Here is a 24,199-nt window from a genome sequence, read left to right on the forward strand (position 1 = left end):
CCTCCAGAGTTTGGTTTCGGTTGTGCCCTAGTTATGCCTCCGCGCGCGGGGTTTCAAGCGCTGCCCTGTCCAGTGCGGCGGCAACCATGTCAGCGGGCAACCACATCAACTGCGCAGACGCTGTCCACAACAGCCCTGTGCGTATGGTCCGGCCCGGAAAAATCTGTTGCAGGGCGTTGGCATAGGCCCCCATCTGGCGCAACAACCCCTCGGGCACATCTGCTGCGCTAGGCGGGACAACCGCGTTCGATTTATAGTCAATGGCCTGCACGTCGTGTTCGGTGACAATCAACCGGTCGATGATGCCCGCAAGCGGCCTGTTGAACACTGTGGCCGTTATTTCCACTTCGGCCAGACTGTCCGGCCCGAAGATGGGTGCAAGCGCGGGCGCGGACAAGACGCCGCGCACTTCGGCCAACAGCGCGTGCAGGTCGGCGGGCGTGCCCGCATCGCTGCTGGCCAGCAGGTCAGCGGCGCGCAAGGGCCAGTCTGCTTCGTCCCACAGCGGCAGATGTTCCAGCAATAAATGCAACTGCTGCCCGCGCAACATGGCCGCCTCTTCATCCAGACCGGCATCACCCGGCAGGGCTTTGGCCCCGCCCAGTCGCGATGGCGACAGGGGTTTGGGGGTATCGGCCTGCATGGCCACCGGCTGCCACATGTAATCCGGCACCGAGGCCAAATCAGGCGCGCGGGCGTGGGCGCCAGAGTCGCCTGCAAGTTCCGGCCAGTCCTGATGCTGGTGGCGCAAGCCCTGCCCAGTGGGCATTTCGCAGCGCACAGCGCCCGTATGCGCCAGCCCCTGCGCGACCAGATTGTGCCAGCATGTGTCGCGCTTGGTGGTGCCCGCGCCTGCCACGATCAGCCAGCTTTCTGCGCGCGTCATGGCGACATATAGCAGGCGCGCATCCTCTTGCGCGCGGGCATCGGCCAGCCTGTCAACCGCCGATTGCAACAGTGGCGGTGTCTCGCCCTTGGCCCCGCCGCGCCAAGCGACGGTATCGGCCACAGGAAATATCTGCCTGCGTTCGGTCGCGGCAGCGTCGGCAGTGTCGGGCAGGATGACCACAGGCGCTTCCAGCCCCTTTGCGCCGTGCACCGTCATCACCCGCAGCCGCGCACCTGCGCTGTCCAATTCGCGTTTGATCTGCACATCACCATGTTCCAGCCAGCACAGGAACCCTGTCAGGCTGGGTGTTTCCAGTTGTTCATAGGCCAGCGCCTGCGACAGAAATGCGTCAATGCCGTCTTCTGCTTCCGGTCCCAGACGCGCCAGCAACCGCCTGCGGCCGTCATGGCGCGTCAGCATGCGTTCAACCAGATCGAAGGGGCGCAGGAAATCCGTCTGCGCGCGCAGATCATCCACCACCGCCAATGTGGCCGCATCGCCATGTTCGCGCAGGCAGGTCCATAAAAATGCCCCCTCGCGGCCATGCGCCAGCCGGAACAGGGCATCTTCGGACCACCCGAACAAGGGCGAGCGCAGACAGGCGGCAAGCGACAGGTCATCTTCGGGCGTGGCCAGAAATGATAACAACGCTGTCAGGTCACGCACAGCCATTTCGCCGCCAAGGCGCAGCCGGTCCGCCCCCGCCATTTCCAACCCAGCCGCCTTGCACGCGCTGATGATTTCATGAAACAGCGGCCCGCGACGGCGCACCAGAATCAACACATCCCCTTCGGTCATGGGCCGCGCACCACCCCTGACGGGGATCGGTGTTCGCATGTCGATCATGCGCCGCAACTCCGCCGCGATTGTGCGCGCAAGCTGGCGGGTATGGTGTTCTTCCGCCATGATGTCGACCGGCTGGAACCATTCCGGGTCTTTGGGCTTGTCGGGTTTTTCGACCACTGGCCACAGATCTACCCGCCCCGGCATGCGGTCAAAAAACGCAATGTGGTCCGGCACCCCGCCCAAGCCCTGATCATGCGGCGGGCGAAAGGTCTGGTCGACACTGCGCAGCACCGCATCCGACGACCGGAAACTATGCGCCAGCAGCGCTTCATTCAGGCGCACATCGACTGCGGCCAGCCGGTCGCGGAACTGCGCCTGCATGCGGTCGAACACCTGCAAATCCGCCCCCTGAAAGGAATAGATCGACTGTTTCTTGTCGCCCACGACAAACAGGGTCCGCGAGCCATCACGCGCGCCAAGTCCTGCGGTAAATTCCTGCGCCAGCTGTTCGATCACGCGCCATTGGCCGGGGCTGGTATCTTGCGCTTCATCCACCAGAATATGATCAACACCGCCATCAAGTTTGAACAAGACCCATTGCGCAACGGACGGGTCGGTCAGCAACTGGCCGGTGCGGGTGATCAGATCATCGAAATCCAGCCAGCCGCGCGCCGCCTTGGCCTGCGCATAGGATGGCAGGAACGCGCGTGCGAAACGGTGCAGGGCCAGAGAGCGGCTGGTGCAGGCCAGCGCGATCCGGCGCACGCGCGCCGCCTCAACACGCGCCATCAGGTCATTTAACGGGTCCACAAGCGCCCCAAGGGTCGCGCGCGTGCCCTTGGTTGGAAAACTGCCGATCTTGGCGGTAAAGGGTTCCTTGGCCCCGCTGCCGGTCAGCATCACGCTTTCCAGCACAGGCAGAAGGGCAACATCATCTGCGCCGAAATCCAGCGAACGCAATTTGTCCGCGGCTTTCTGGTCGGTCACGGTGCCTGCATCAAGCGCAGGCAAAAGGCGCGCCATCAAATCGCCCTCTGCCCCCAGAAACACATCACGGCACAGCGCGGCGGTGTCGTATCCGGCGGGCAATTCAAACGCGTCGCGCAATGCAGACTCCGGCACATCGCCCGTGAATGCGGGCGCATTGGCGCAGATCTCCATCAGCAATGTGTCAATTTCCGCGCCCGTAAATGCCGCCGCCAGATCTGCAAACACATCGCGGTGGCGGGCCGTATCTGCCAGCCGGTCCAACACATCTGCGCGCAAGGCATGTGCCGAGCGGTCATCCATTTCCGAGAATGCAGGCGACAGGCCCGCCTCCAGCGGGAAGCGGCGCAACAGGGACGCGCAAAACGAATGGATGGTCTGGATTTTCAGCCCGCCCGGTGCCTCGATTGCGCGGGCAAACAGGCGGCGGGCCTGCGCCAGACTGTCGGGGCTGGCGGCCACTTCGCCGATCTTGTGCAACTCTGCCGACAGGGAGTGATCGGGCAACATGGCCCATTTGCCCAACAGGTTGAACAGGCGGTTCTGCATCTCGCTTGCGGCGGCCTTGGTATAGGTCAGGCACAAAATGCGCTGCGGCGATACACCGCGCAGCAGCAACCGCGCTACACGGTCGGTCAGAACCTTGGTCTTGCCCGACCCCGCATTTGCCGACAGCCATGTGGACGCGGCGGGGTCCGACGCGCGGTTTTGCGACAAGGTGGCATCATCAAAACTCATGCTGTGCTGTCCTTGTCAGTCCGGCCCACAGGCTGCACAACGGGCGTGTCCTGCATGCTCCATTCGCCATAGCGCGACAGGTGGTCATAATCGGATTGCTCGCGTTCCATGAACAGCATCCGGCGCGCGGCAAACCCCTGATCGGGTGACAGATAGGCCGTCATCAGCGTTTCAAATTCATCGCGGGTGGTGGCGTTCAAATCCCCGGTCACGTCCATTTCCTCGCGCTTGGGTGTTGCGCCAAGGCCCAGATAGGTGATGCGCGCCACGGGCAAGGGGCCGGTTTCAGAAAACGCCCCCGCCTCGACCATGACGGCCTGAAGCAATAGCTGCTTGTCAAACAGCGCCTGTTGCGTCTGCGTGGGCGGGGTTCCGGTCTTGTAGTCGATGACATGCGCCTGCCCGTCAGGCCACAGATCAATCCTGTCGGGCCTGGCGGTCAGGGTAAACCCGATATCCGGCAGCGCCATCGCGCCACGGGCTTCTTGCAACAGGATCTGGCCGGGTTGCGACAGGTGAAAGTCAAGAAATGCGCGCGCCGCACGCCCCATCCTTGCCCGCCAAAGCGCGCGCGCCGCAGGCCATGGCACATCGCGCGCCAGCACCTCATCTGCGATGCGCAAAAGCTGGGCAAACGGGTCGGGTTCCGGGGGCGCTTTGGTAAAACTTTCCAGAACCCTGTGCAAAACCGTGCCCCGCAACAACGCATCTGCGGACGGGTGCAGCGGGTTCAGCTTGCGCAACCGCAGCACATATTTCGCATACACCTCGAACGGGTCACGAATAAGCCTGCTGATGGCCGTGACCGGCAATTCGCGCGGACGCGCGGCCACGGGGGGCGCGGGCGCGGGGCGCGCGGCCGGCGGGTCCGCAGGGATATTGCGGAAATCGCGGTCAAACGCCGTGGCCATATCCAGCCAATGCGCCCCGCGCGCGCGCATGTCGCGCAACGCAGTATCGCCGCCCTGATCTGGCAGCCCGCCCAGCAGGTTTGTCAGCCGGTTCAGCCAGCGCGATGGCACGGTCTTGGCCTCTGCATCGCGGATGGCGCGGCTTAACACCACTTGTGGGGCGGCGATGGCCTGCTGGAAATCATGGGCGGACAACCCGATCTGGCGTTCGGGCAGCAACAGGCCCGCATCAGCGCGCATGCGCCGGTTCAGCCACGGGTCGGGGTCGGGGGCCTTTGGCCAGACCCCTTCGTTCAACCCCGCAAGTATAACCAGTTCGGCCCCTTGCACCCGCGCTTCCAACGTGCCCCATATCATGATGCGCGGGTCGGCATTGACAGGTTCGCGCACTTCCTGCTGTTGCAGATATGCGGTCAGGAACGCGTCATAATCCGATGGGGTCATGTCCCCGCCATGCGCAGCTTCGCGGGCCAGTTCCGACATTGCGGACAGCGCTTGTTTGCCAGCCGCCTGCAACCACAATTCGCCGGTGCCCGCATGCGGGCCGCGCGCCAGCCCTTCGGCCAGCGCCATATGCTCTGCGACCAGATCGGCCAGCGGGCGCGGGGTGGCATCGGCCAGCGGTGGCAACACCTGCGCCAGCCAGCCTGTCCAGCCCGCGCATTCCGCCGCCCTTCCCCACGCATGCAGGAATTCGCGGTCGGGAAAGGCCACCGCGCGCCTGCGCACATGCAATTCCAGATTGCGGGTATTCAGCAAATGCGGGCCGCGGTCGCCTGCGCTGTGGCATAGCGGGTGTTTCAGCAAACTCAGCAGCGCCTGCGCGTCCAGCCGCTGCGCCAGCAGCGCCGCGCATTGGCGCAAAAACCGCCCCGGAGCAGACAAGGCCAGCGGACGGCCCGCGCTGTCGTCAGGGATAATGCGCCAGCGGTCCAGCGCCACGGTGACCATGCGTGTCAGATTCCGGTCCGGCGTGACAAGGGCGGCGGTTTTGCCCTGCGCAAGCGCGCTGCGCAAACACGCGGCAATGGCCTGTGCCTCCATTCGCGGGGACGGCGCTTCCAGCAATGCGATGCCTGCGCATGCATCTTCCAGATCATGCAGCGCGCGACCTTCGGTCATCCATTGGTCGGTGACCGGCGCCGGACGCAACGCCAGTGAAACCAGCCGGTTGCGCGCAGGTGCGGGCGCGGGCACAGACGCCCATGGCAGGATTTGGTCAGGCGACAGGTCCAGCTGCGCCATAAGCCGCTGAAACCGGAACTGCGGGTGATCTTCGCTGCTCAGACTGTCGCCCAACCCCTCCCAGACCCCGCGCGGCATGTCGAAATCAAAACCGGGCAGCACAACTGCACCTTGCGGCAGGCGGGCCACGGCCTGCATCAGCAGCGCCGTTGTCCCACGCGATCCGGTGGAACCGGCAATGATGACGGGGTCCGCAGGCGGGGCAAGCTGCCATTGCGCAATCAGGGCCGCTGTCTGTGCGCGCAGCCGCCCCTCGGCATCGGGGGTGTCGGCGGTGATGACGGTTTGCACCAGCCGGATGAAATTCAGCGCGCGCTGCCAATGGCCCGAATGACCGCTGACATCCAGCGTGCTCAGCGTATCGAACGACACGCCCTCGGCCTGCATTTCGGAAAACAACCGCGCCAGACTGTCGGCCAGATCATACATTGCGGAACGCGGCGCAAGGTCGGGGTCGGCCGTCAGCAGCCGGTCAATCAACTGCGCAATTTCCAACCGGCGGCGCAGGGGCGGAACAGGCGGCGGCAACCCCGCCGCGCCAACCAATGTCAGCGGATCGCTTACCAGCCGGATTCGCGGCATAACTGCGGGTCCATGACCGACAAGGCTGGCGCGCAGCCGCCTTTGCATGCGACCGGAATTGACCAGAACGCTGACCCTTGCCCGCGCATCAGGCGCAAGCGGGGCCAGCCGTTCCATCAGCCCCTGCGCCAGAAGATGGGGGAAATCCGCATCGGGCGGCAGGGCAAAGGCGCGCGGATGGTCACTATTGGCAAAAATCGCAGTCGGCCCTGTCATGTCACATCACCATCGCACAGCGCGGTCAGGATATTGCGCCCGTGTTCGGTACTGGTGCAAAACTCCAGATGGCGGGTGTCTGCCTGATCGCCGGGCCGGATATGCAGCGACACTGCGGTCTTCGGGGCATACTCACCCAGCCTGTCGGGCCATTCGATCAGGCAAATTGCCGATTCAAACGCATGATCCAGCCCAAGTTCAAGGCATTCATGCGGGTCCGTCAGCCTGTAGAGGTCCGCATGCCAAAGATCGATCCCCCCCAGATCATAGATCTGGACCAGCGTGAATGTCGGGGATGGCACATCTTCATACCGGCCCAGATCTGCAAGCCGCGCCTGAATAAGGGCGCGGGCAAAATGGCTTTTGCCTGCACCGACAGGGCCATGCAGCAAGATGACATCCCCGCCGACAAGCACGCGCCCCAGTCTGGCAGCAAGCCGCGCTGTCGTGTCGGGGTCGGGGGCCGTGACTGTCCGGCATTGCGTCTGCGTCTGGGGCTGAATCTGGTTCGGGGTGTTGCACATGCGGGCAACATTGCCATGCCGACCGCGCCTGCGCCAGACCCGTCAGGCGCGAATGCGGCTGCCCTTGTGTTTGACCGAGCGGAATTTCGTGCGCGCATCCTGTGGCGCAGACATGTAATCTGGCCGCATGTCATTTGGGGCGGCATGATCAATGCGGCTGATCCGGTCTTGATGATGCGCCAGTCCGGCAACAGGGATGCCGCGCTGCTGGGCCAGATGACGAAAGGTCACGACGACCCCGCCACCGACCAGCCGCTGCGCGCGCAGCGCTATCGCCGCGCCGGATTTCAGTGTTCCTGTGCCGGTCAGTTCCCCGTCTGCATCGGAATTGGCCGCAAAGATAGCAAGCTGGTCCCAAAATACTGTCGCGTCGCACCGCAAGGCCCAGTTCCGGATTGCTTGTTCAATGCCGCTGTCTGACAGGTCGGTGCAAGGGTCGCTGCCCCATAGCTGCACATAGCCTGCATTCGCAAAAACCGCCTGCCCTGCCAGATTGAACGCGGCCACCCCATCGGGCAACAGATCAAGAATATTCTGTGCGGTTTCTATCTCGGCCTTGTAGCCGCGCATCAGGCCCGCCTCCGACGTGATGTCCTGAATGAAGAAGGCAAGCGTGCCATCCCCCTGCGGCGTGGCCGTAATGTGATAGATGCGCCCCGTGTCCAGATGCCATTCTTCACTGAAGCTGCCCGATGCGGCGGCTTGCTCCATCTTCATGATTTCGTCACGCCATGTGCCAAAATCCCTGGGTTCCGGCAACATGCGCAATTCGCGCAGCGTATACAGCATCTGCCCCAGATCAGGCCGCGCCGCCAGAAAAAACGGGTCCAGGCCCGTCAGATCCACCAAGGCGGGGTTGAACACCTGCAAGCGGCGATCCGCGTCAAACAACGCCAGCCCGATGGGCAGGGTCGCGAAGGTCCGCGTCAGCATCTGCATCATTTCGCGTCGTGCAAATTCGGATTGCACCGCAGCATCAATCGGCGTCGCGAAATGCAAGGTCATCTGGCCGGCATCTGCCGTCTGATAGGAATACCACCGTTGCCCGTCGCTGAACTGCACGCCCAGCCGACCGGACGCATCATGATCCGCGAAAAGTTCGGGCAACGGCCATGTCAGCGCCTGCTGGTTCGTGCGCCCGCTGTCGTGCAATGCGGCAATATACGCGCCATTCGCCCAGAGTATCTGGCCCTGTTCATCACTTTGCCAGATCAGGATTGGCGCTGCACGCGTGACATCGCGCAGGTTGTGCAATTCCTGATGAAGCGCCTTGTAGCTAAGCCGGTCCATGGCCACCAGAACACCATCTGCACTGGTGTCAGAGATGCGCAAATGGGCCAGACCGCACCGCCATTGCGCTTTCAATGTCAGGCCACTGTCGTCAGTGGACTCAAGCTGCAAGCTGCCCGATTCAGCAAGTTTTGCAAGCTGCGCGCGCAAATCGGGAAAATGCGGCGCAAGATAGGCCAGCAGGCGATCCAGTGCAGTGCTGTCAGATGCGCCTGTATCCGTCTGCACGCCCTGATCACGGATCGCGGCAAGAAGCTGCCGACCACGATCAGAGCAATCGACCAGCGTGCTGTCGCGGAAAATCAGAACGGCGTCATGATCTTCGGTATCAGGCGAAAACAGGGGCGGCGTTCTGCGGTGCGCGATCCCCGCCATAATCATGAGTGCCCCCAGGACAGCCAAGGCGGACCCGACAGAAACCGTCAACCCAAGAAACAGCGCGTCCGCCATTGGCATGATCCTTCTGGAAAAACACTATGCGTTCCAGACAGGCTGCCAGATATTGGTTAAATCAGTATTAATGGATGTCGCGCAGCGGTGCGAACCGGTTTTCAACAGCCAGATCACGCATTGCCAAGGGGCCAAAGTGAGGCGCGCAAATACGGATAAACGCGGCCCACGCTGCGCCTGGGCAGGTGTCAGATCTGTTTTTCAGGCATGAACACTTTCAGGCCATCCAGACCGTCCGTCACCTTCAACTGGCAGGTCAGGCGCGAACGCTGCGGGTCGGGCTGAAAGGCAAAATCAAGCATGTCTTCTTCCATCGGGTCTTTGGCGGGCAATTGTTCAACCCATTCAGGCGCTACATAGACATGACATGTCGAACAGGCGCAGGCCCCGCCGCAATCCGCCTCGATTCCGGGAATGCCGTTGTCGCGCGCACCTTCCATGACGGTCAGGCCGGGGGCCACATCCACAACATGTTCGGTTCCGTTAAATTCGACATAAGTGATTCTTGCCATGATACCCTCTGATAAACGCGTTATTTTACGGACATAAAATAGCGCTGCCCCTTTGACCAGATATGAAATCTGCATCAGACTTTTCAAGTTTTGTCGCGCTTGGGACAATTTTTTGCCCGAATCGGTTGGTATTGTTGCAGAATGAGAAACATGACACATTCGCACCAACGCATACGATCCACTTTACTGTCGCCGCGCGCGGCGGTGACATGGGGCGTGTTGGTGGCGGCAATGCTGGCAATCACCACACCCGCGCTGGCAAATCCGGTTGAAACAAGTCGCGCCCGCATAGAGCAGTCGCATCTGGCCCTGCCACAAACCAACAGCAGATTGTGCTGGGCGCGCTACGCGACCAGAGGTTCCCAGAATAACGATGTCATTGAAGAAGTTGCCTTCCGGGTGCCTTGCCCTGAACATATGACAACGGATTTCATTGCGACATTGCAGCGCGCACTGAACGCACGCGGGCATTATGACGGGCCGATCACCGGACGCGCTGACGGGCAGACGCGCGCAGCGGTGCAGAAATTTCAGCGCGCACAAGGTTTTGACAGCCCAATTCTGACGCTGGACACAGCGCAGCATCTTGGGCTTTTGCCGATTGAGTTGGGCCGGAACTAGCACACCGGGCCTGCACGTTTTCACGCACCACCCGACCGCGCTTTGACTGCGCCCTAGATGTCACATGTTCAGCAGGTGCGCGTCCAGTTCCAGCCCTTCTGCACCATGCGCAAAGGGCGGTTCAGGCCGGGTTCGGTTCGGCAGGTGCGGATTGCAAAATGCACAAGCTTCACATCTTAGCAGTCCCAAAATGAAAAACGCGCGCAAGTTTTGCGCGCGCCTTACCAAATTTCGGGCGGCATGACCGCGAAAGAACGCGGCCAGCCAAGCCCGCATACCCGTGCCTTAATCGTCCAGTGACAGCGCCAGAAAGCGCGGGTCACCGCCACGGCGCAGCAACACCAGCAAGGACCGGCGCCCGGCCTCGCGCGCTTCTTCTGCGCGCTGGTGCAGCTCTTCGGGGGTCGAGACAGCGTGCTGGTTGGCCTCTGTAATCAGATCACCGGGTTGCACCCCTTTTGCCGCGGCATCGCTGTCGGAATCGACCGAACGCACGATCAGCCCCTGCGCCGTTGCGGGCAGGTCCAGTTCGGTGCGCAAGCTGTCCGTCAGGCCCTGCAATTCCATGCCCAGAACGCTGGATGGTTCCAGATCCTGCGGTTGGGAATCCGTATCTGGGGCCGCAGTGCCTTCGGCAAGTTCGCGTTGCCCAAGGACGACGCTTAGCGTCACTTCCTCGCCCGCGCGAAAGACGACCACTTCAACGTCGCTGCCAACAGGTGCTTCGCCCACACGGCGAACCAGCATCCGTGTATCTGCCACGCGACCACCGTCAAAGCGCAAGATCACATCACCCGCCTGCATGCCAGCTTCCAGTGACGGGCCATCCATGACTTCGGTCACCATTGCACCTTCGGCACGCTCAAGGCCGATAGCCTCTGCCATATCATCATTCAGGTCCTGAATGCGGACACCAAGCCACCCGCGACGGGTGCTGCCAAATTCGCGCAATTGCTCGACCACATTGACCACAACATTGGACGACATCGCAAACCCGATGCCGATGGAACCGCCCGTAGGCGACAGGATGGCCGTGTTCACGCCGATCACTTCCCCATTCATATCGAAAAGCGGGCCGCCGGAATTGCCGCGGTTGATAGCGGCATCCGTCTGGATGTAGTCGTCATAATTGCCTTGCAGCGCACGACCACGCGCGGAAATAATCCCCGCACTGACCGAAAACCCCTGCCCCAACGGGTTGCCGACAGCGATCACCCAATCGCCCACGCGCGCGGTTTCCGCATCGCCCCATGGCACGAATGGCAGATCCTCGTCATGTTCGACCTTCAGAAGTGCAATGTCAGTTGCGGGGTCGGTGCCGATCAGTTCGGCCTGCAATTCCAGCCCCGAGAAAAACTCCACCCGGATTTCATCTGCACTGTCGATAACGTGGTTGTTTGTCACCAGATACCCGTCGGCCGAAATGACAAACCCCGAACCCAGGGCCTGACTTTGGCGCGACCGGTTGCGGTTCTGCCCTTCCGGGGCGTCAAAGAAATCGCGGAAGAAATCTTCGAACGGGGAGCCTTCGGGCAGGCGCGGCAGACCTTCGTCCAGTCGTGCGGCCACCGTCGTTGTCGTGGTGATATTCACGACAGCGGGGCTGACACGTTCGGCCAGATCTGCAAAACTTTCAGGGCGTTCCTGCGCGGCCAGCACGGCAAGCTGGGACATCAACAGGATAAATGCCAACGTAAGCAGCTTCAGGCCATACAGCCCTGCTGGCCGGGGCAAGGCAGATTGCGCGGCGCGTGAGATCATTTCTTTCGCTCCCTCTCGGATACGGATTGCGGACGGCATGTCGATTTTGACTATCATACAGGAATAGATAAAGTCGAAGTGTACAAACGCAAATTATGTGTCAGCTTTTCAATCATATGTGAAATTATGTCAGCTTGGGTGTGCGGTGGAATACCACCCGTTCCCTGCCACTGGGTCTTGCGCAAAACGGTCCGGCAAATGATCGGCGCCACTTCAACCAGTGTGCCAGTTGAACTAGCCGGCCATCATCCGCGCCAAAGTGACCAGCACCCCCCCGAACGCCAATGCGACCAGCCCGATCAGGCGGCGGGTTTCAACGGGCAGATCCGCAAACATACGCAACAATTCTTCAATGCGCCGAGGGGCCAGTACGAATACCAGCCCCTCGAAGATCAGCACCAGCCCAAGGGCCAGAACCAGTGTCCATATGGTCACCAGATGCGCCCCTTAGTTGCCAATGATGGCTTCCAGTTCGCGCACGGCATCCGGTTCTTCCGCATCCGGTTCAGGGGCGCGTTGGCGCACCATATCGGGGTCGCGGGCGATTTCATCTGCTGCCGCATCTGCGGTGTCCAGAATAGCCTGTGTCATCCCGTCACCACGAAGGAAGTTGAAGAATTCGCTGTCAGGACGCAGGACCATGGTGGAATTATCCCCACGCAACGCACGCTCATAGCTTTGCATGGAGCGGGTGAATGAAAAGAATTCCGGGTCCAGACTGAACGCATCGGCATAGACGCGGTTACGCTCGGCGTCTGCTTCACCGCGCACAATCTCTGCCTCGCGCCGCGCAGAGGAGACAAGCTCCACCACGGTCCGGTCGGCCAGCGCACGCACGCGCTGCGCAGCTTCGTTCCCGCGTGCACGCTCATCTGCGGCTTCGCGTTCACGTTCCGCACGCATCCGCGCAAATGTCGCTTCAAGGTTCTCTTGCGGCAGGTCGGTGCGGGTCAGGCGCACGTCGATCACGTCAATGCCCAGCGACAGCGCTTCGCGGCGCGCCAGATCACGGATGCGGTTCATCAGCGATGTCCGGTCTTCGGACAACACAGTGTTGGATGGCACAGACCCCAGAACCTCGCGGATGGCGGCGTTCATGATCCGGTCCATGCGGCCTTGTGCAGCGCGCACACCGTCAACACCGACAGCTTCGCGGAAGCGGCTGACATCTTCCAGACGCCAGCGCAGGAACGCATCGACCACAAGTCGGCGGTCATCCAGCGGCGTGACTTCCAGCGGCTGGGTTTGCAGACCCAGGATCCGCGCATCATAGCGCACGACTTCCTGAATGAAGGGAATCTTGAACCCAAGACCGGGTTCGCTGATTTCCTGCCGGACCTGACCGAATTGCAGCACCAGAACATTCTCGCGCTCGTCAACGATGAACAATGCCGAAAAGGCGGTGACAATCGCCACGACCACGATCGGCAGTATAATACCTGCTTTTTTCATCAGTTGGTGCTCCTCTGGCGGGACAGTTCATTCAGGGGAAGGTATGGCAAGACGCCGCTACCACCCGCTTCGCTGCCCGTCACATTGTCCAGAATGGTCAGGTTCATGTCGCCAAGAACGCGTTCCATGGTTTCCAGATACATGCGTTTGCGGGTGACTTCCGGCGCGTTCACATACTCGGAATAGACCGAGACAAAGCGCGCGGCTTCACCCTGGGCGTTGTTGACCACTTCGGCGCGATACCCTTCGGCTTCTTCCTGAACCTGTGCTGCCTGACCGCGTGCCTGCGCCAGAACGCGGTTTGCGTAGGCATCAGCTTCGCGTTCCAGACGGTCGCGTTCCTGACGTGCTGTCTGCACGTCGCGGAAGGCGCTGATCACCTGTTCTGGCGGGTCGGCCTTGTCGAAGTTGACACGAATGACGGAAATCCCGGATTCGTAGCTGTCCAGCAAGCCCTGCACAGCCGAACGCAGATCGGCCGCAATCGAACCACGGTCGCGGTTCAGAATTGGCGACAGTTCCGAACGTGCGATAATATCGCGCATCGCGGATTCCGATGCGGCACGCACGGTTTCACGCGGGTCGGCCAGATTGAACAGGAAGCGCGCCGGATCGGTCACGTTCCAGACCACCTGAAATTCGATATCAACCACCGCTTCGTCGCGGGTCAGCATCAGGCCCGTGTCCAACGCACTGCGCCCTGTGCCCACTTCGGTCACACGTTCGGTCGTGACCTGCACAACTTCATGCGACACCACCGGCCATGGCGCAAAGTTCAGACCGGGGCCACCGGTCTTGTAATACTGGCCAAACAGCAATTCGACAGAACGCTCTTCCGGGCGCACTGTGTAGAAGGACGCAACCGCCCACATCACCACAAGCGCGACCAGCCCCAGCAGCACACCGCGCTTTGAAAAGCCCGGACCGCCGGTTCCGCGACCGCCACCATTTCCGCCACGACCGCCGCCCATCAGGACGCGCAGCTGTTCCTGGCCTTTTTTGACGATTTCATCGATTTCAGGCATTTGTGGCTGATCACCTGAGCCACGCCCGCCATTCCCGTTATTGCCGCGGTTACCGCTGCCGCGATTGCCGCCGCCTCCCCAAGGTCCACCGTTGTTTCCAGACATCTGGACTCCATTTTGTTTGATTGCGATTATTTATCTTACAAGGTGGCATCAGCCACCGCGAATTCAACCCTTTGTTACCGCTTAGTCACCCCAAGATCGCGTGACCGTGCGCATCGTTACCAGCTCTTCCGCCATGGTCGGATGCACAGCCAAGGTGCGGTCGAAGTCAGCCTTGGTTGCCCCCATAGCAATGGCAACACCGGCAAGCTGGATCATTTCACCTGAATGATCCGCGACAATGTGACACCCCAGAACCTTGTCGCTGCGCGCGCAAACGATCAGTTTCATCAACGCGCGTGCCTGTCGCCCCGCGAACAGGCTGTGCATGGGGCGGAAAGCCGCAGCATACACATTTACAGGCCCTTTGTCGCGCGCATCTTCTTCCGACAGGCCCACTGTCCCGAATTCCGGCTGTGTGAACACCGCGGTCGGAATAAGCCCGTGGTCGAAATATGTGGGCTTGGCCCCGAACACGGTATCGGCAAACGCATGCCCTTCGCGAATGGCAACCGGTGTCAGATTGGCACGGTCGGTGACATCGCCCACAGCATAGATCGACGGCACAGCGGTCTGACTGAACTTGTCGACAGGTATTGCCCCGCCCTGTGCCAGATCAAGGCCCAGCGCCTGCAACCCAAGCCCCTCAGAATTGGGTTTGCGCCCCGTGGCGAACATCACGGCATCATAGGTTCCGTCATGTCCTGTCGTGGATTTGACCCAAGTGGTGCCATCATCGCGGGGTTCCATTTCCAGAATGTCGGTTCCCAGACGCAGATCAACGCCATTGGCGCACATCTCATCCGAGATATGGCCGCGCGCTTCTTCGTCAAAGCCGCGCAGGATTTGCGCGCCGCGGTAAAATTGCGTCGTTTTCACGCCCAGTCCGTTGAAGATACAGGCAAATTCGCTGGCAATATAGCCCCCGCCCACAATCAGGATGGATTTGGGCATACGGTCCATCAGGAACACGTCGTTCGATGTCATCGCCCCCATATCGCGCCATTTTTTCGGCACAACCGGCGTGCCGCCTGTTGCGATCAGGATATGGCGCGCAGTCACGGTGCGCCCGTCGGCCAGTTGCACGGTATGCGCGTCGGCCAGTGTGGCGCGGCTGTCGAATACCGTCACGCCCGCGCGGTCCAGCCCGGCGCGGTAAATCCCTTCCAGCCGCGACAGTTCCGCATCCAAGCGGGCGCGGAAGGCCTGCCAGTCGAACGCACCAATGGTCGCATCCCACCCGTAAGCCTGCGCATCCGCAACCGCCCCCGGAAAGCCGGAGGCAAAGACCATCAGTTTCTTGGGCACGCAGCCCCGAATGACACAGGTGCCGCCCATGCGGTATTCTTCGGCAAGTGCGACTTTGGCCCCGTATTCGGATGCGGAAATACGCGCGGCACGCACGCCGCCCGACCCGCCACCGATTACAAAAAGATCATAGTCAAAGCTCATGGCCGTCCCTTACAGATCGCTGAATATATTACGCGTGTCGGCCAGATCGGCCTGCGACATTGTCACTTCGGCAACCCCGCTGGACAAATCGCGGGTTTCACATTTGCCATCCGCGTGGCCAATAATAACCTGATCTGCGATATCCACGAACAATCCGTTTTCCACAACCCCCGGAACCTGATTCAGCACCATCGCCAGCTGACGCGGGTTGCCGATGCGCCCCAGCGCCAGATCCAGAATATAATTCCCTTCATCTGTCATGTAAGGCCGGTCCCCGTTCATGCGCAGACTGGATTGCCGCCCCATCACATCCATGGATGCCAGAATTTCCTCGACCAGTGCCTTGGACGCCTGCCAGCCGAAGGGAATCACCTCGACCGGCAGGGGAAACGCACCCAGTGCGGCCACTTCCTTGGCGGCATCCGTGATCACAATCATCTGGTCTGACGCGGTGGCCACAATCTTTTCTTGCAACAGCGCCCCGCCGCCGCCCTTGATCAGCGTCAGTTCGGCGTCGAATTCATCCGCCCCGTCAATCGTCAGATCCAGCCAGCGCGCTTCATCCAGCGAGACAACATTTATACCCACTTCACGCGCCAGTTGCGATGTCCGCGTGGATGTGGGCACCGCAATGATGCGCAGCCCTTCTTGGCGCACGCGCTGCCCCAGACGCCGCACCAGCCACGCGGCTGTCGATCCGGTGCCAAGCCCCACGCGCATGCCGTCCTGCACAAAATCGGCGGCACAATGGGCGGCCGCGAATTTGGCGCGGTCAACAGGGGTAAGCTGGTCGGTCATGGCAAGCCCTCATCACATCATTTCCGGCCTTATAGGCGGTTTGTGACCGAGTTTTAAGGGCAAATCGCCCGCAAGAATCCTATTGCTGAATCGACTGTAAATAGGCGTCCAGCGCGACAATAGGTTCAGGCAGCGGGCGCGACAGGCCGCGTTCTGTCTGAACCCGTGTCAGCCGCCCTGTCAGCAAATGGCCGAATTCAGGCATTTCCGCCCCTGCATAAGCGGTTTGGCCGCGCGCATACCCGTCCAGCTTGTCCAGAACCAAGGTTTGCGGATACGCCCCGTCCTGCCGCCGCGCCAGTGTGGTCAGGTCAGGAACCTGCGCGCCGCCGCGCGCGTCCGCGCCATGACAGGCGACACAGTTCTGATTATACAGCGCACGCCCTGCCTGCGGGGTTGCAAACGGGCTACAGCCTGCCGCAAAAAGCACGGCAAGCACAGCTATAGATCTTTTGAAATGCATCATCATGCCTGCATCTTGGCAGAAATCGCAGGCAGGGCAATGATTCAGGTCAATCCCATGCCACGGCACCTGCCACGATGTCAAAAAGCGCACGCAACATGTCGCTTCACACCCGCCCCATGGCCAGCGCATCGCATAGCTGTCATATTGGACAGCGCAACCAACACAAAGGCCCCCGACATGTTTTTGTCCGTGTTTGACATGTTCAAGATAGGCATCGGCCCGTCATCGTCACATACAATGGGGCCGATGCTCGCCGCCGCGCGCTTTCTGGACCATTTGCGCGGTCTGCCATTTGGCGTGGTGGGGTTGCGTGCCCGTCTGCACGGCTCGCTTGCATTCACCGGCGTTGGCCACGCAACCGATCGCGCGGTTATTCTGGGGTTTGCGGGCTTCACCCCCGACGCCTATGATGCCGCGCGCGCCGAGGGCACACTGACGCAGATCGCGCGCACCGGCACAGTTGATGCGCCCGGTCTGGGGCAGTTGCGCTTTGCACCCGACACCGACCTTGTCTTTGACTACGGGCCACCCCTGCCCGGCCATGTAAACGGGCTGGTTCTGATGGCCACAGATGCGCAGGGCGATGTGATTGCGCAAGAAACCTACTTCTCTATCGGGGGCGGGTTTGTTGTGACCAGGGATGAATTGGGCGCCCCGCCGCCCGCGCCTGCGGCCGAATTCCCCTATCCGTTCGAGACTGCCGCGCAAATGCTTGAAATGGCGCGCGCATCGGGCAAAAGCATCGCGGCCATGAAACGCGCCAATGAGCTGAAACTGCGCACCCCGTCCGAGCTGGACCACGGGCTGCGCCGCATCTGGCAGGTTATGAATGACTGCATCACCCTTGGGCTGAGTGGCGAAGGCACGTTGCCCGGCGGGCTGAGCGTGCGCAGACGCGCCAAGGGAATCATGACAGCACTGCTTGCCGAACAGGGCCTGAACCTGACTGCGCCGCATACGATCAATGACTGGATCGGCGTGTATGCCATGGCCGTGAACGAAGAAAACGCCGCTGGCGGGCAGGTTGTGACCGCGCCCACCAATGGCGCGGCAGGCGTGGTGCCCGCGACAATCCGCTACTGGCTGGACCATGTGCCCGGTGCCAGCGCGGCACGGCTGGATGAATTCCTGCTGACCGCAGCGGCAATCGGCGGGCTGATCAAGCATAACGCGTCCATTTCAGGGGCAGAATGCGGCTGTCAGGCAGAAGTCGGGTCGGCGGCGGCCATGGCGGCAGCGGGGCTGGCCGCAGTTCTGGGCGGCAGCCCCGCGCAGATTGAAAACGCAGCCGAAATCGCGCTGGAGCATCATCTTGGCATGACCTGTGACCCCGTCAAGGGGCTGGTGCAGGTGCCGTGTATCGAACGCAACGGATTGGGCGCGATCAAGGCGGTGTCAGCGGCCAGTCTGGCGCTGCGCGGCGATGGCACGCATTTCATGCCACTGGACAACTGTATCGAGGCCATGCGCCAGACAGGGGCCGATATGTCGGAAAAATACAAGGAAACCGCGCTTGGGGGGTTGGCCGTCAATATCCCGAATTGCTGACGCGATTCCAGACTGCTGACGCAGGGGGGCGCTGCCCCCTGCACCCCCGGAGTATTTTTGGCAAGATGAAAGGGCTTTCGCGATGGCACGGCACGCGTTAGGGTCATCTGATTACAGCAAGGCCCCCTGCCCGTGACAGCCATTCGCAACATTCTGATCATCGCCCAGCACGGGCGGCTGCAATATGAAGCCCTGCTGTTTGCCGCATCGCTGCGGCATTTTCCGCAAAACAACGATTTGCGCCTGATCGTGGCCGAACCGCAGCCCGGCCCGCTATGGGAAGATGACCCCCGCATCAGCCGCCCCGCGATCCGGCGGGAATTGCGCGCGCTTGGTGCCGAAATTGTGCCGCTGCACAACCGCATCTGGGGCGCGGCCTATCCCAATGGCAACAAGATCGAAGCCCTGCACCTGCTGCCGAAGGGCGCGCCGTTCGTGTTTTTCGACACGGACACGCTGATTACCGGCCCGTTGGACAGGCTGGATGGCACGCGCGCAACGGCGTCACTACAGGTCGAACCCACATGGCCGCGCATATCGCTATACGGGGCGGGGTTTGCCGAAATCTGGGGCGCGCTCTATGACCGGTTCGGGCTGGATATAACGCCCACGCTGGACACGCGCTTTGGCGCAGATGACTGGCGGCGCTATATGTATTTCAACGCAGGCTGGTTCACTGGCCCCTGCCCGCATGAATTTGGCACGCTGTTCCAGCATTATGCCACCGACATTGCCGCCAGCCCCCCTGACACCATGGCCACACAGGCGCTTTATCCGTGGCTGGACCAGATTGCGCTGCCGCTGGTCGTGGCAAAGCTTGCCGGCGGGCGGCCGGATACGCACACAGGGCTGGACGGGGCGCTGTCAGTTCATTACCGCGCGCTGCCGGTTCTGTATGCCACAGGTCGTGATGCTGCGATCGAGGTGCTGGAACAGGTCACGGGTGCCCCGCATCTATGGGATATTTTCAATCAGTATGTGTCGTTCCGGCGCATGGTATTCAAGCATCAGGGGCGGGAGTTGCGCGCATGCATTGACCGCGCACATCTGCCGCAAACCTATGGCAAATTGCAAAGCATGATCCGCGAGACGGGTGACTGGGTGCGTTGACCCCCCTTGGCCATTTGCCAAAGGTTCCTATATGACGGGGCTAAATGCCATACGGGCACGCGTATGGCGAAGGACATGCAAGGAACACTGCTATGAGTATCGGGGGCCAGATCGCCTGGGACGACACGGTTTTGCCGTTTCAACTGGATTTAAGCGACATTCGCGGGCGGGTGGCGCGACTGGACACCGCGCTGGAACGCGTTCTGGCGCGCCATGATTACCCCGAACTTGTGGAAACGCTGGTCGCAGAAGCCTGCTTGCTGACCGCGATGATCGGCCAGACCATCAAGCTGCGCTGGCGGCTGTCGCTGCAAATTCGCGGCGACGGGCCGGTGCGCCTGATTGCCACCGATTACATTGCCCCCACAGCGGATGGTGCGCCTGCGCACATCCGCGCCTATGCCAGTTTCGACCGCGACCGGCTGCGCGACGACCTTGACCCGTTTGTCCAGATCGGGCGGGGCTATTTCGCGATTGTCATTGATCAGGGCAAGGGCATGACGCCCTATCAGGGCATCACACCGCTGTCAGGCACATCGCTGACCGATTGCGCCGAAGCCTATTTCGAGCAGTCCGAACAGCTGCCGACGCGTTTTGCGCTGTCCTTCGGGCGGTCGGTTCTGCCGGGGCAGGATGAAAAATGGCGCGCAGGCGGTGTGATGTTGCAGCATATGCCACAGGCATCGGGGGCCGCCCCGCGCGAACGCGACGCCCTGGCCGAGGATTGGGGCCGCGCCAATTTGTTGCTGGACACGGTCGAGGAACTGGAACTGATTGGCCCGACAGTGCAGCCGCCGGACTTGCTGCTGCGCCTGTTTCATGAAGAACTGCCGCGCGTCTTTGACCCGCAGGTCGTGCATTTCGGCTGTTCATGTTCCGAAGAAAAGGTGCGCAATTCGCTGTCGATCTATTCTGCCAAGGATATTGCCACCATGACCACACCGGAAGGGACCGTGACCGCAGATTGCCAGTTCTGCGGGGCGCATTACACGCTGGACCCCGCCAGCCTTGGGTTTGAAGGCAATGGCGGCTGAGGTGAGCTTGCATCTGCGCGCGGCGCTGGCCGCGCGCGATGTGGGGGCGTCAAGCGATTTTGACCTGAACCCTGCGGTTGTCCTGCCCGAAAACCGCGTGTTGCGGCCTGCATCTGTGCTGGTGGCCATTCAGCATGGACCGGCTGGCCCGCAGGTCATTCTGACCAAGCGCGCGTCGCATCTGCGCCATCATCCGGGGCAGATTGCCTTTCCCGGCGGGCGGCAGGACGCGGATGATCGTGATGCCGTGGACACGGCGCTGCGCGAAGCGCGCGAAGAAATTGGCCTGCCAGACGGTGCTGTAGAGGTTCTGGGCCGTCTGCCGCCGCATGAAACCGTCACCGGTTTTCAGGTCACCCCCATTGTGGCGCAACTCACACGCGATTTCACGCCCTGCCCCGAACCCGGCGAAGTGGCCGAAATATTCTGCGCGCCGCTGTCGCACCTGACCGACCCCGCGCGTTTCCGCATAGAGCGGCGCATCTGGCGCGGCACATGGCGGAATTTCTATATTGTGCCATGGGGACCCTATTACATCTGGGGGGCGACTGCGCGTATTCTGCGCGGGCTGGCAGACAGGATGGACCAATGCAAACCATAGGCGGCACATGGTTGGCGGATGCGCGCACGCAAACTGTGCTGGCGCTGTTGTCGGATGCGGGGCATCAGGCATTTGTGGTGGGCGGCTGCGTGCGCAACGCGCTGCTGGGCGTGGATGTCACCGATGTGGATATCGCCACCGATGCACGGCCCGAACGGGTAACGGACCTGGCGCAGGCGGTGGGGGTTCGCGCGGTGCCGACAGGGCTTGCGCATGGCACCATCACCCTTGTTGTGGATGGCCAAGGGTTCGAGGTGACAACCTTTCGCCGCGATGTGCACACCCATGGCCGTCATGCGACCGTGGCCTTTGCCAGTGATGTGGCACAGGATGCGGCGCGGCGTGATTTCACCATGAACGCGCTTTATGCCGATGCGCGCGGCCATGTCACCGACCCGCTGGGGGGCATGGCCGACCTGCGCGCGCGGCGTGTGCGGTTTGTGGGCAATGCACGCGCCCGCATTCATGAAGATTACCTGCGCATTTTGCGGTTCTTCCGTTTTCACGCCCAATATGGCGACCCTGCACAAGGACTGGACGCCGACGCGCTGGACGCCTGCGCGCGCGGCGCACAAGGCATGGGCCAGTTGTCGGCGGAACGCATCGGGGCGGAAATGCGCAAACTGCTGGGCGCACCCGACCCTGCACCCGCCATAGCTGCCATGGCGCATTGCGGGGTTCTGGCGCAGGTGGTCGCGGGCGCGGATACGCAGGCGCTGCCCCGCCTGATCCATCTGGAAGGGGACATGCCGCCGCGGTGGTTGCGCCGCCTGCTGGTCCTTGGCGGTGACAGCGACCGGCTGCGCCTGACGCGCGCGGAGTCGCGCCATCTGGGCCAGATGCGCGCGGCCATTGCTACGCTGCAAACTGCCGCGCAGCTTGGCTACCGGCTGGGCACTGATCTGGGCGCGGATGTTATTGTGGCGCGCGCGGCGCTGATGGAAAGCCCGCTGCCGCCCGACTGGCAGGCCGAATTGCGCCGTGGGGGGGCTGCCCGTTTTCCCGTGCGCGCGTGCGATCTGCCGCATCTGCAAGGCCGCGCGTTGGGCGCGTGCCTGAAAGCGCTGGAAGACCGCTGGCTTGCGTCTGATCTGGCGCTGACGCGCAAGGAATTGCTGGGCTGACTGGCCAACGCCCCCGCCTGCCCCTATATGTTTGCAAAAGCGAATGAGGGGCCATGTGCTGCAACGAACCGACATAGAACCGCCGAAGACCGCCCTGCACGGGGCCAATGGCACACAGTGGCTGGCGGGGCTGATTGACGCATTCGCCCCTGCCGACACGGCCCCACCCCATAGCCTGTGGCGGTTTATCCTGTGGTCGGTGCGCGGGGCATGGCCGGTTTTGCTGCTGGCCGCTGCAATTTCCGCCCTTGTTGGCACGACGGAAGTTGTGTCGGCCTTGTTGATGGGCTGGATTATTGATGCGGTCGTGGACACCGGGCCTGCGGGCTTTTTTGGCCAGCATCTGGCGCTGATTGCAGGGTTTGTGGTGTTCTTCATCATCCTGCGCCCGATGGCCTTCGGGTTGTCATCGGCAGCGAATGCGATTGTGGTGCAGCCCAATGTCTATGTGCTGGTGCAATCGCGCCTGAACCGTTGGACATTGGGCCAGCCCGTCACCTTTTTTGACAATGATTTCGCAGGCCGTATCGCGCAAAAGCAGGTGCAGACCGCGCGCGCGTTGACCGATGTTGCCAATGAAACGATCAACACGATGGCCTTCGCGCTGGCATCGATCATCGGGTCTGTGGTGCTGCTGCTGACGATTGATCTGCGCATCGCGTTTGCGCTGGCGTTATGGATGGTGGGGTATCTGGCGCTGATCCGGTATTTCCTGCCGAAGGTCCGCAAATCCGCAGGCGCACGGGCAGGCGCGCGCGCGCAGGTCAGCGGGCAAGTGGTCGATACCATCACCAATATCAAAACCGTCAAACTGTTCGCCCATGCCGAATTTGAGGATCGCGCCGCGCTGAACGCGATGGGCATTTTCCGCAACCGCGCCATAGAATTCGGCGAAGTGCAGGCGTTGTTCCGGTTCTGGCTGATGGCGGTGGCAGGGCTGTTGCCGGTGCTGCTGATCGGCGGCACGATCTGGCTTTGGACGATTGGCGCGGCAACACCGGGCGGGATTGCCGCTGCCGGTGCCGTGGCCATTCGCATCGCGCAGATGACAGGTTGGGTCAGTTTCGTGCTGATGGCCATCTACGGCAATCTGGGCGAGATTGAGGACGGCATGAAAACCCTGACCCCCGCCCCCGATCTGACCGATGCGCCTGATGCGGTCGATCTTGGCCGTGCCACGGGCGATATACGGCTGGACAGTGTGGATTTCGCATATGGGCGGCGCACTGGTGGCGTCACGGAAATGTCGCTGCATATCCCCGCAGGCGAAAAAATCGGAATTGTGGGCGCATCGGGTGCGGGCAAATCCACGCTGGTTGCCCTGCTGCTGCGGCTTTATGATGTCGAAGGGGGGCGCATCACGCTGGACGGGCACGACATTCGCGCGCTGACGCAGGAAAGCCTGCGGCGTAATATCGCCATGGTCACGCAGGAAACGGCCATGTTCAACCGCTCTGCCTTTGAAAATATCCGCTATGGCAAGCCAGAGGCCACGCGCGCGCAGGTCGAAGCGGCCGCCCGCGCCGCAGAAGCACATGACTTCATACAAGACTTGCAGGACCATGAAGGCCGCAAGGGGTATGATGCGCATCTGGGCGAACGCGGCGTGCGCCTGTCGGGCGGGCAGCGCCAGCGAATTGCCCTTGCGCGCGCATTTTTGAAAGATGCCCCCGTTCTGGTGCTGGATGAAGCAACATCCGCGCTTGATTCAGAAGTGGAAGCAGCCGTTCAATCCGCACTGGAGCCGCTGATGGAAGGCAAGACCGTTCTGGCCATCGCGCACCGGCTGTCGACCATCGCGCAACTGGACCGCATTATCGTGCTGGATGACGGGCGTATTGTCGAGCAGGGCACCCATGACGAGTTGCTTGCCAGGGGCGGCACCTATGCCCGTTTCTGGGAACGGCAGTCGGGGGGCTTTCTGGGCTGCGATGATGACTTGCCAGCAGCCTAAGCGCACCGTATCTGGCACAGG

Annotated in this window: 19 protein-coding genes; 7 read left to right on the plus strand and 12 right to left on the minus strand. The window is 61.8% G+C overall.

What is annotated here, in order from left to right; genetic code table 11:
• Positions 1 to 31 precede the first annotated feature (31 nt).
• The 5 genes from addA to P8S53_RS12755 form a co-directional block, all read right to left on the minus strand.
• Positions 32 to 3,400, minus strand: a complete 3,369-nt coding sequence (gene addA, locus P8S53_RS12735) for a double-strand break repair helicase AddA (RefSeq protein WP_277804343.1) — start codon at positions 3,398 to 3,400, stop codon at positions 32 to 34.
• Positions 3,397 to 6,354: a double-strand break repair protein AddB gene (gene addB / locus P8S53_RS12740; RefSeq protein WP_277804344.1), complete on the minus strand. Its 2,958-nt coding sequence runs from the start codon at positions 6,352 to 6,354 to the stop codon at positions 3,397 to 3,399. The genes addA and addB overlap by 4 nt, the downstream gene beginning before the upstream one ends.
• Entirely contained in the window at positions 6,351 to 6,878 is a 528-nt protein-coding gene (tsaE, locus tag P8S53_RS12745) for a tRNA (adenosine(37)-N6)-threonylcarbamoyltransferase complex ATPase subunit type 1 TsaE (protein ID WP_277804345.1), read from the minus strand. Before tsaE ends, addB begins: the two co-directional genes overlap by 4 nt.
• A gap of 42 nt (positions 6,879 to 6,920) precedes the next feature.
• Complete coding sequence (locus tag P8S53_RS12750; RefSeq protein WP_277804346.1) at positions 6,921 to 8,618, minus strand: PAS domain-containing protein; 1,698 nt, start codon at positions 8,616 to 8,618, stop codon at positions 6,921 to 6,923.
• 188 nt (positions 8,619 to 8,806) lie between these two features.
• Positions 8,807 to 9,130: a 2Fe-2S iron-sulfur cluster-binding protein gene (locus P8S53_RS12755; protein WP_277804347.1), complete on the minus strand. Its 324-nt coding sequence runs from the start codon at positions 9,128 to 9,130 to the stop codon at positions 8,807 to 8,809.
• A 150-nt stretch (positions 9,131 to 9,280) separates the two neighbouring features.
• Between P8S53_RS12755 and P8S53_RS12760 the strand changes: the two genes are divergently transcribed.
• Positions 9,281 to 9,751, plus strand: coding sequence for a peptidoglycan-binding protein (locus P8S53_RS12760; protein WP_277804348.1), 471 nt, complete (start codon positions 9,281 to 9,283; stop codon positions 9,749 to 9,751).
• A gap of 285 nt (positions 9,752 to 10,036) precedes the next feature.
• On the opposite strand, the gene P8S53_RS12765 is transcribed toward P8S53_RS12760, so the two are convergent.
• The 7 genes from P8S53_RS12765 to P8S53_RS12795 form a co-directional block, all read right to left on the minus strand.
• Complete coding sequence (locus P8S53_RS12765; RefSeq protein ID WP_277804349.1) at positions 10,037 to 11,512, minus strand: Do family serine endopeptidase; 1,476 nt, start codon at positions 11,510 to 11,512, stop codon at positions 10,037 to 10,039.
• Positions 11,513 to 11,746: 234 nt separating this feature from the next.
• A complete protein-coding gene (locus tag P8S53_RS12770) occupies positions 11,747 to 11,947 on the minus strand; it encodes a DUF2065 domain-containing protein (protein ID WP_277804350.1) in 201 nt (66 codons plus the stop codon).
• Positions 11,948 to 11,959: 12 nt separating this feature from the next.
• Positions 11,960 to 12,964, minus strand: coding sequence for a protease modulator HflC (hflC, locus tag P8S53_RS12775; RefSeq protein WP_277804351.1), 1,005 nt, complete (start codon positions 12,962 to 12,964; stop codon positions 11,960 to 11,962).
• Positions 12,964 to 14,094: an FtsH protease activity modulator HflK gene (hflK, locus tag P8S53_RS12780; protein WP_306417805.1), complete on the minus strand. Its 1,131-nt coding sequence runs from the start codon at positions 14,092 to 14,094 to the stop codon at positions 12,964 to 12,966. Before hflK ends, hflC begins: the two co-directional genes overlap by 1 nt.
• Positions 14,095 to 14,175: 81 nt before the next feature.
• Complete coding sequence (gene gorA / locus P8S53_RS12785; RefSeq protein ID WP_277804353.1) at positions 14,176 to 15,543, minus strand: glutathione-disulfide reductase; 1,368 nt, start codon at positions 15,541 to 15,543, stop codon at positions 14,176 to 14,178.
• 9 nt (positions 15,544 to 15,552) lie between these two features.
• Positions 15,553 to 16,341, minus strand: a complete 789-nt coding sequence (gene rpiA / locus P8S53_RS12790) for a ribose-5-phosphate isomerase RpiA (RefSeq protein ID WP_277804354.1) — start codon at positions 16,339 to 16,341, stop codon at positions 15,553 to 15,555.
• A gap of 79 nt (positions 16,342 to 16,420) precedes the next feature.
• Positions 16,421 to 16,810, minus strand: coding sequence for a cytochrome c (locus P8S53_RS12795; protein WP_277804355.1), 390 nt, complete (start codon positions 16,808 to 16,810; stop codon positions 16,421 to 16,423).
• Between the two features lie 174 nt (positions 16,811 to 16,984).
• On the opposite strand from P8S53_RS12795, the gene P8S53_RS12800 reads away from it, so the two are divergent.
• The 6 genes from P8S53_RS12800 (at position 16,985) to P8S53_RS12825 (ending at position 24,178) form a co-directional block, all read left to right on the plus strand.
• Positions 16,985 to 18,355 (plus strand): L-serine ammonia-lyase, encoded by a 1,371-nt coding sequence (locus P8S53_RS12800; protein ID WP_277804356.1) that lies wholly within the window; start codon positions 16,985 to 16,987, stop codon positions 18,353 to 18,355.
• A 132-nt stretch (positions 18,356 to 18,487) separates the two neighbouring features.
• Positions 18,488 to 19,465, plus strand: a complete 978-nt coding sequence (locus tag P8S53_RS12805) for a hypothetical protein (RefSeq protein ID WP_277804357.1) — start codon at positions 18,488 to 18,490, stop codon at positions 19,463 to 19,465.
• Positions 19,466 to 19,557: 92 nt separating this feature from the next.
• Entirely contained in the window at positions 19,558 to 20,499 is a 942-nt protein-coding gene (locus tag P8S53_RS12810; protein ID WP_277804358.1) for an Hsp33 family molecular chaperone HslO, read from the plus strand.
• Positions 20,489 to 21,100 (plus strand): CoA pyrophosphatase, encoded by a 612-nt coding sequence (locus P8S53_RS12815; protein ID WP_306417806.1) that lies wholly within the window; start codon positions 20,489 to 20,491, stop codon positions 21,098 to 21,100. Before P8S53_RS12810 ends, P8S53_RS12815 begins: the two co-directional genes overlap by 11 nt.
• Positions 21,088 to 22,224: a CCA tRNA nucleotidyltransferase gene (locus P8S53_RS12820; RefSeq protein WP_277804360.1), complete on the plus strand. Its 1,137-nt coding sequence runs from the start codon at positions 21,088 to 21,090 to the stop codon at positions 22,222 to 22,224. The genes P8S53_RS12815 and P8S53_RS12820 overlap by 13 nt, the downstream gene beginning before the upstream one ends.
• A 121-nt stretch (positions 22,225 to 22,345) precedes the next feature.
• The gene (locus tag P8S53_RS12825) at positions 22,346 to 24,178 is read left to right on the plus strand and encodes an ABC transporter ATP-binding protein (protein ID WP_306417929.1); all 1,833 of its coding nucleotides are present in this window, start codon (positions 22,346 to 22,348) and stop codon (positions 24,176 to 24,178) included.
• Positions 24,179 to 24,199: the final 21 nt, after the last annotated feature.

This window comes from Roseinatronobacter sp. S2 (genome assembly GCF_029581395.1).
Classification (GTDB): Bacteria; Pseudomonadota; Alphaproteobacteria; order Rhodobacterales; family Rhodobacteraceae; genus Roseinatronobacter.

What these genes read in the sequence shown, in the direction of transcription:
- addA (WP_277804343.1), bottom strand. Translation starts at nt 3,400, where the DNA reads ATGAGTTTTGATGATGCCACCTTGTCGCAAAACCGCGCGTCGGACCCC.
- addB (WP_277804344.1), bottom strand. Translation starts at nt 6,354, where the DNA reads ATGACAGGGCCGACTGCGATTTTTGCCAATAGTGACCATCCGCGCGCC.
- tsaE (WP_277804345.1), bottom strand. Translation starts at nt 6,878, where the DNA reads ATGTGCAACACCCCGAACCAGATTCAGCCCCAGACGCAGACGCAATGC.
- P8S53_RS12750 (WP_277804346.1), bottom strand. Translation starts at nt 8,618, where the DNA reads ATGGCGGACGCGCTGTTTCTTGGGTTGACGGTTTCTGTCGGGTCCGCC.
- P8S53_RS12755 (WP_277804347.1), bottom strand. Translation starts at nt 9,130, where the DNA reads ATGGCAAGAATCACTTATGTCGAATTTAACGGAACCGAACATGTTGTG.
- P8S53_RS12760 (WP_277804348.1), top strand. Translation starts at nt 9,281, where the DNA reads ATGACACATTCGCACCAACGCATACGATCCACTTTACTGTCGCCGCGC.
- P8S53_RS12765 (WP_277804349.1), bottom strand. Translation starts at nt 11,512, where the DNA reads ATGATCTCACGCGCCGCGCAATCTGCCTTGCCCCGGCCAGCAGGGCTG.
- hflC (WP_277804351.1), bottom strand. Translation starts at nt 12,964, where the DNA reads ATGAAAAAAGCAGGTATTATACTGCCGATCGTGGTCGTGGCGATTGTC.
- hflK (WP_306417805.1), bottom strand. Translation starts at nt 14,094, where the DNA reads ATGTCTGGAAACAACGGTGGACCTTGGGGAGGCGGCGGCAATCGCGGC.
- gorA (WP_277804353.1), bottom strand. Translation starts at nt 15,543, where the DNA reads ATGAGCTTTGACTATGATCTTTTTGTAATCGGTGGCGGGTCGGGCGGC.
- rpiA (WP_277804354.1), bottom strand. Translation starts at nt 16,341, where the DNA reads ATGACCGACCAGCTTACCCCTGTTGACCGCGCCAAATTCGCGGCCGCC.
- P8S53_RS12795 (WP_277804355.1), bottom strand. Translation starts at nt 16,810, where the DNA reads ATGATGATGCATTTCAAAAGATCTATAGCTGTGCTTGCCGTGCTTTTT.
- P8S53_RS12800 (WP_277804356.1), top strand. Translation starts at nt 16,985, where the DNA reads ATGTTTTTGTCCGTGTTTGACATGTTCAAGATAGGCATCGGCCCGTCA.
- P8S53_RS12810 (WP_277804358.1), top strand. Translation starts at nt 19,558, where the DNA reads ATGAGTATCGGGGGCCAGATCGCCTGGGACGACACGGTTTTGCCGTTT.
- P8S53_RS12815 (WP_306417806.1), top strand. Translation starts at nt 20,489, where the DNA reads ATGGCGGCTGAGGTGAGCTTGCATCTGCGCGCGGCGCTGGCCGCGCGC.
- P8S53_RS12820 (WP_277804360.1), top strand. Translation starts at nt 21,088, where the DNA reads ATGCAAACCATAGGCGGCACATGGTTGGCGGATGCGCGCACGCAAACT.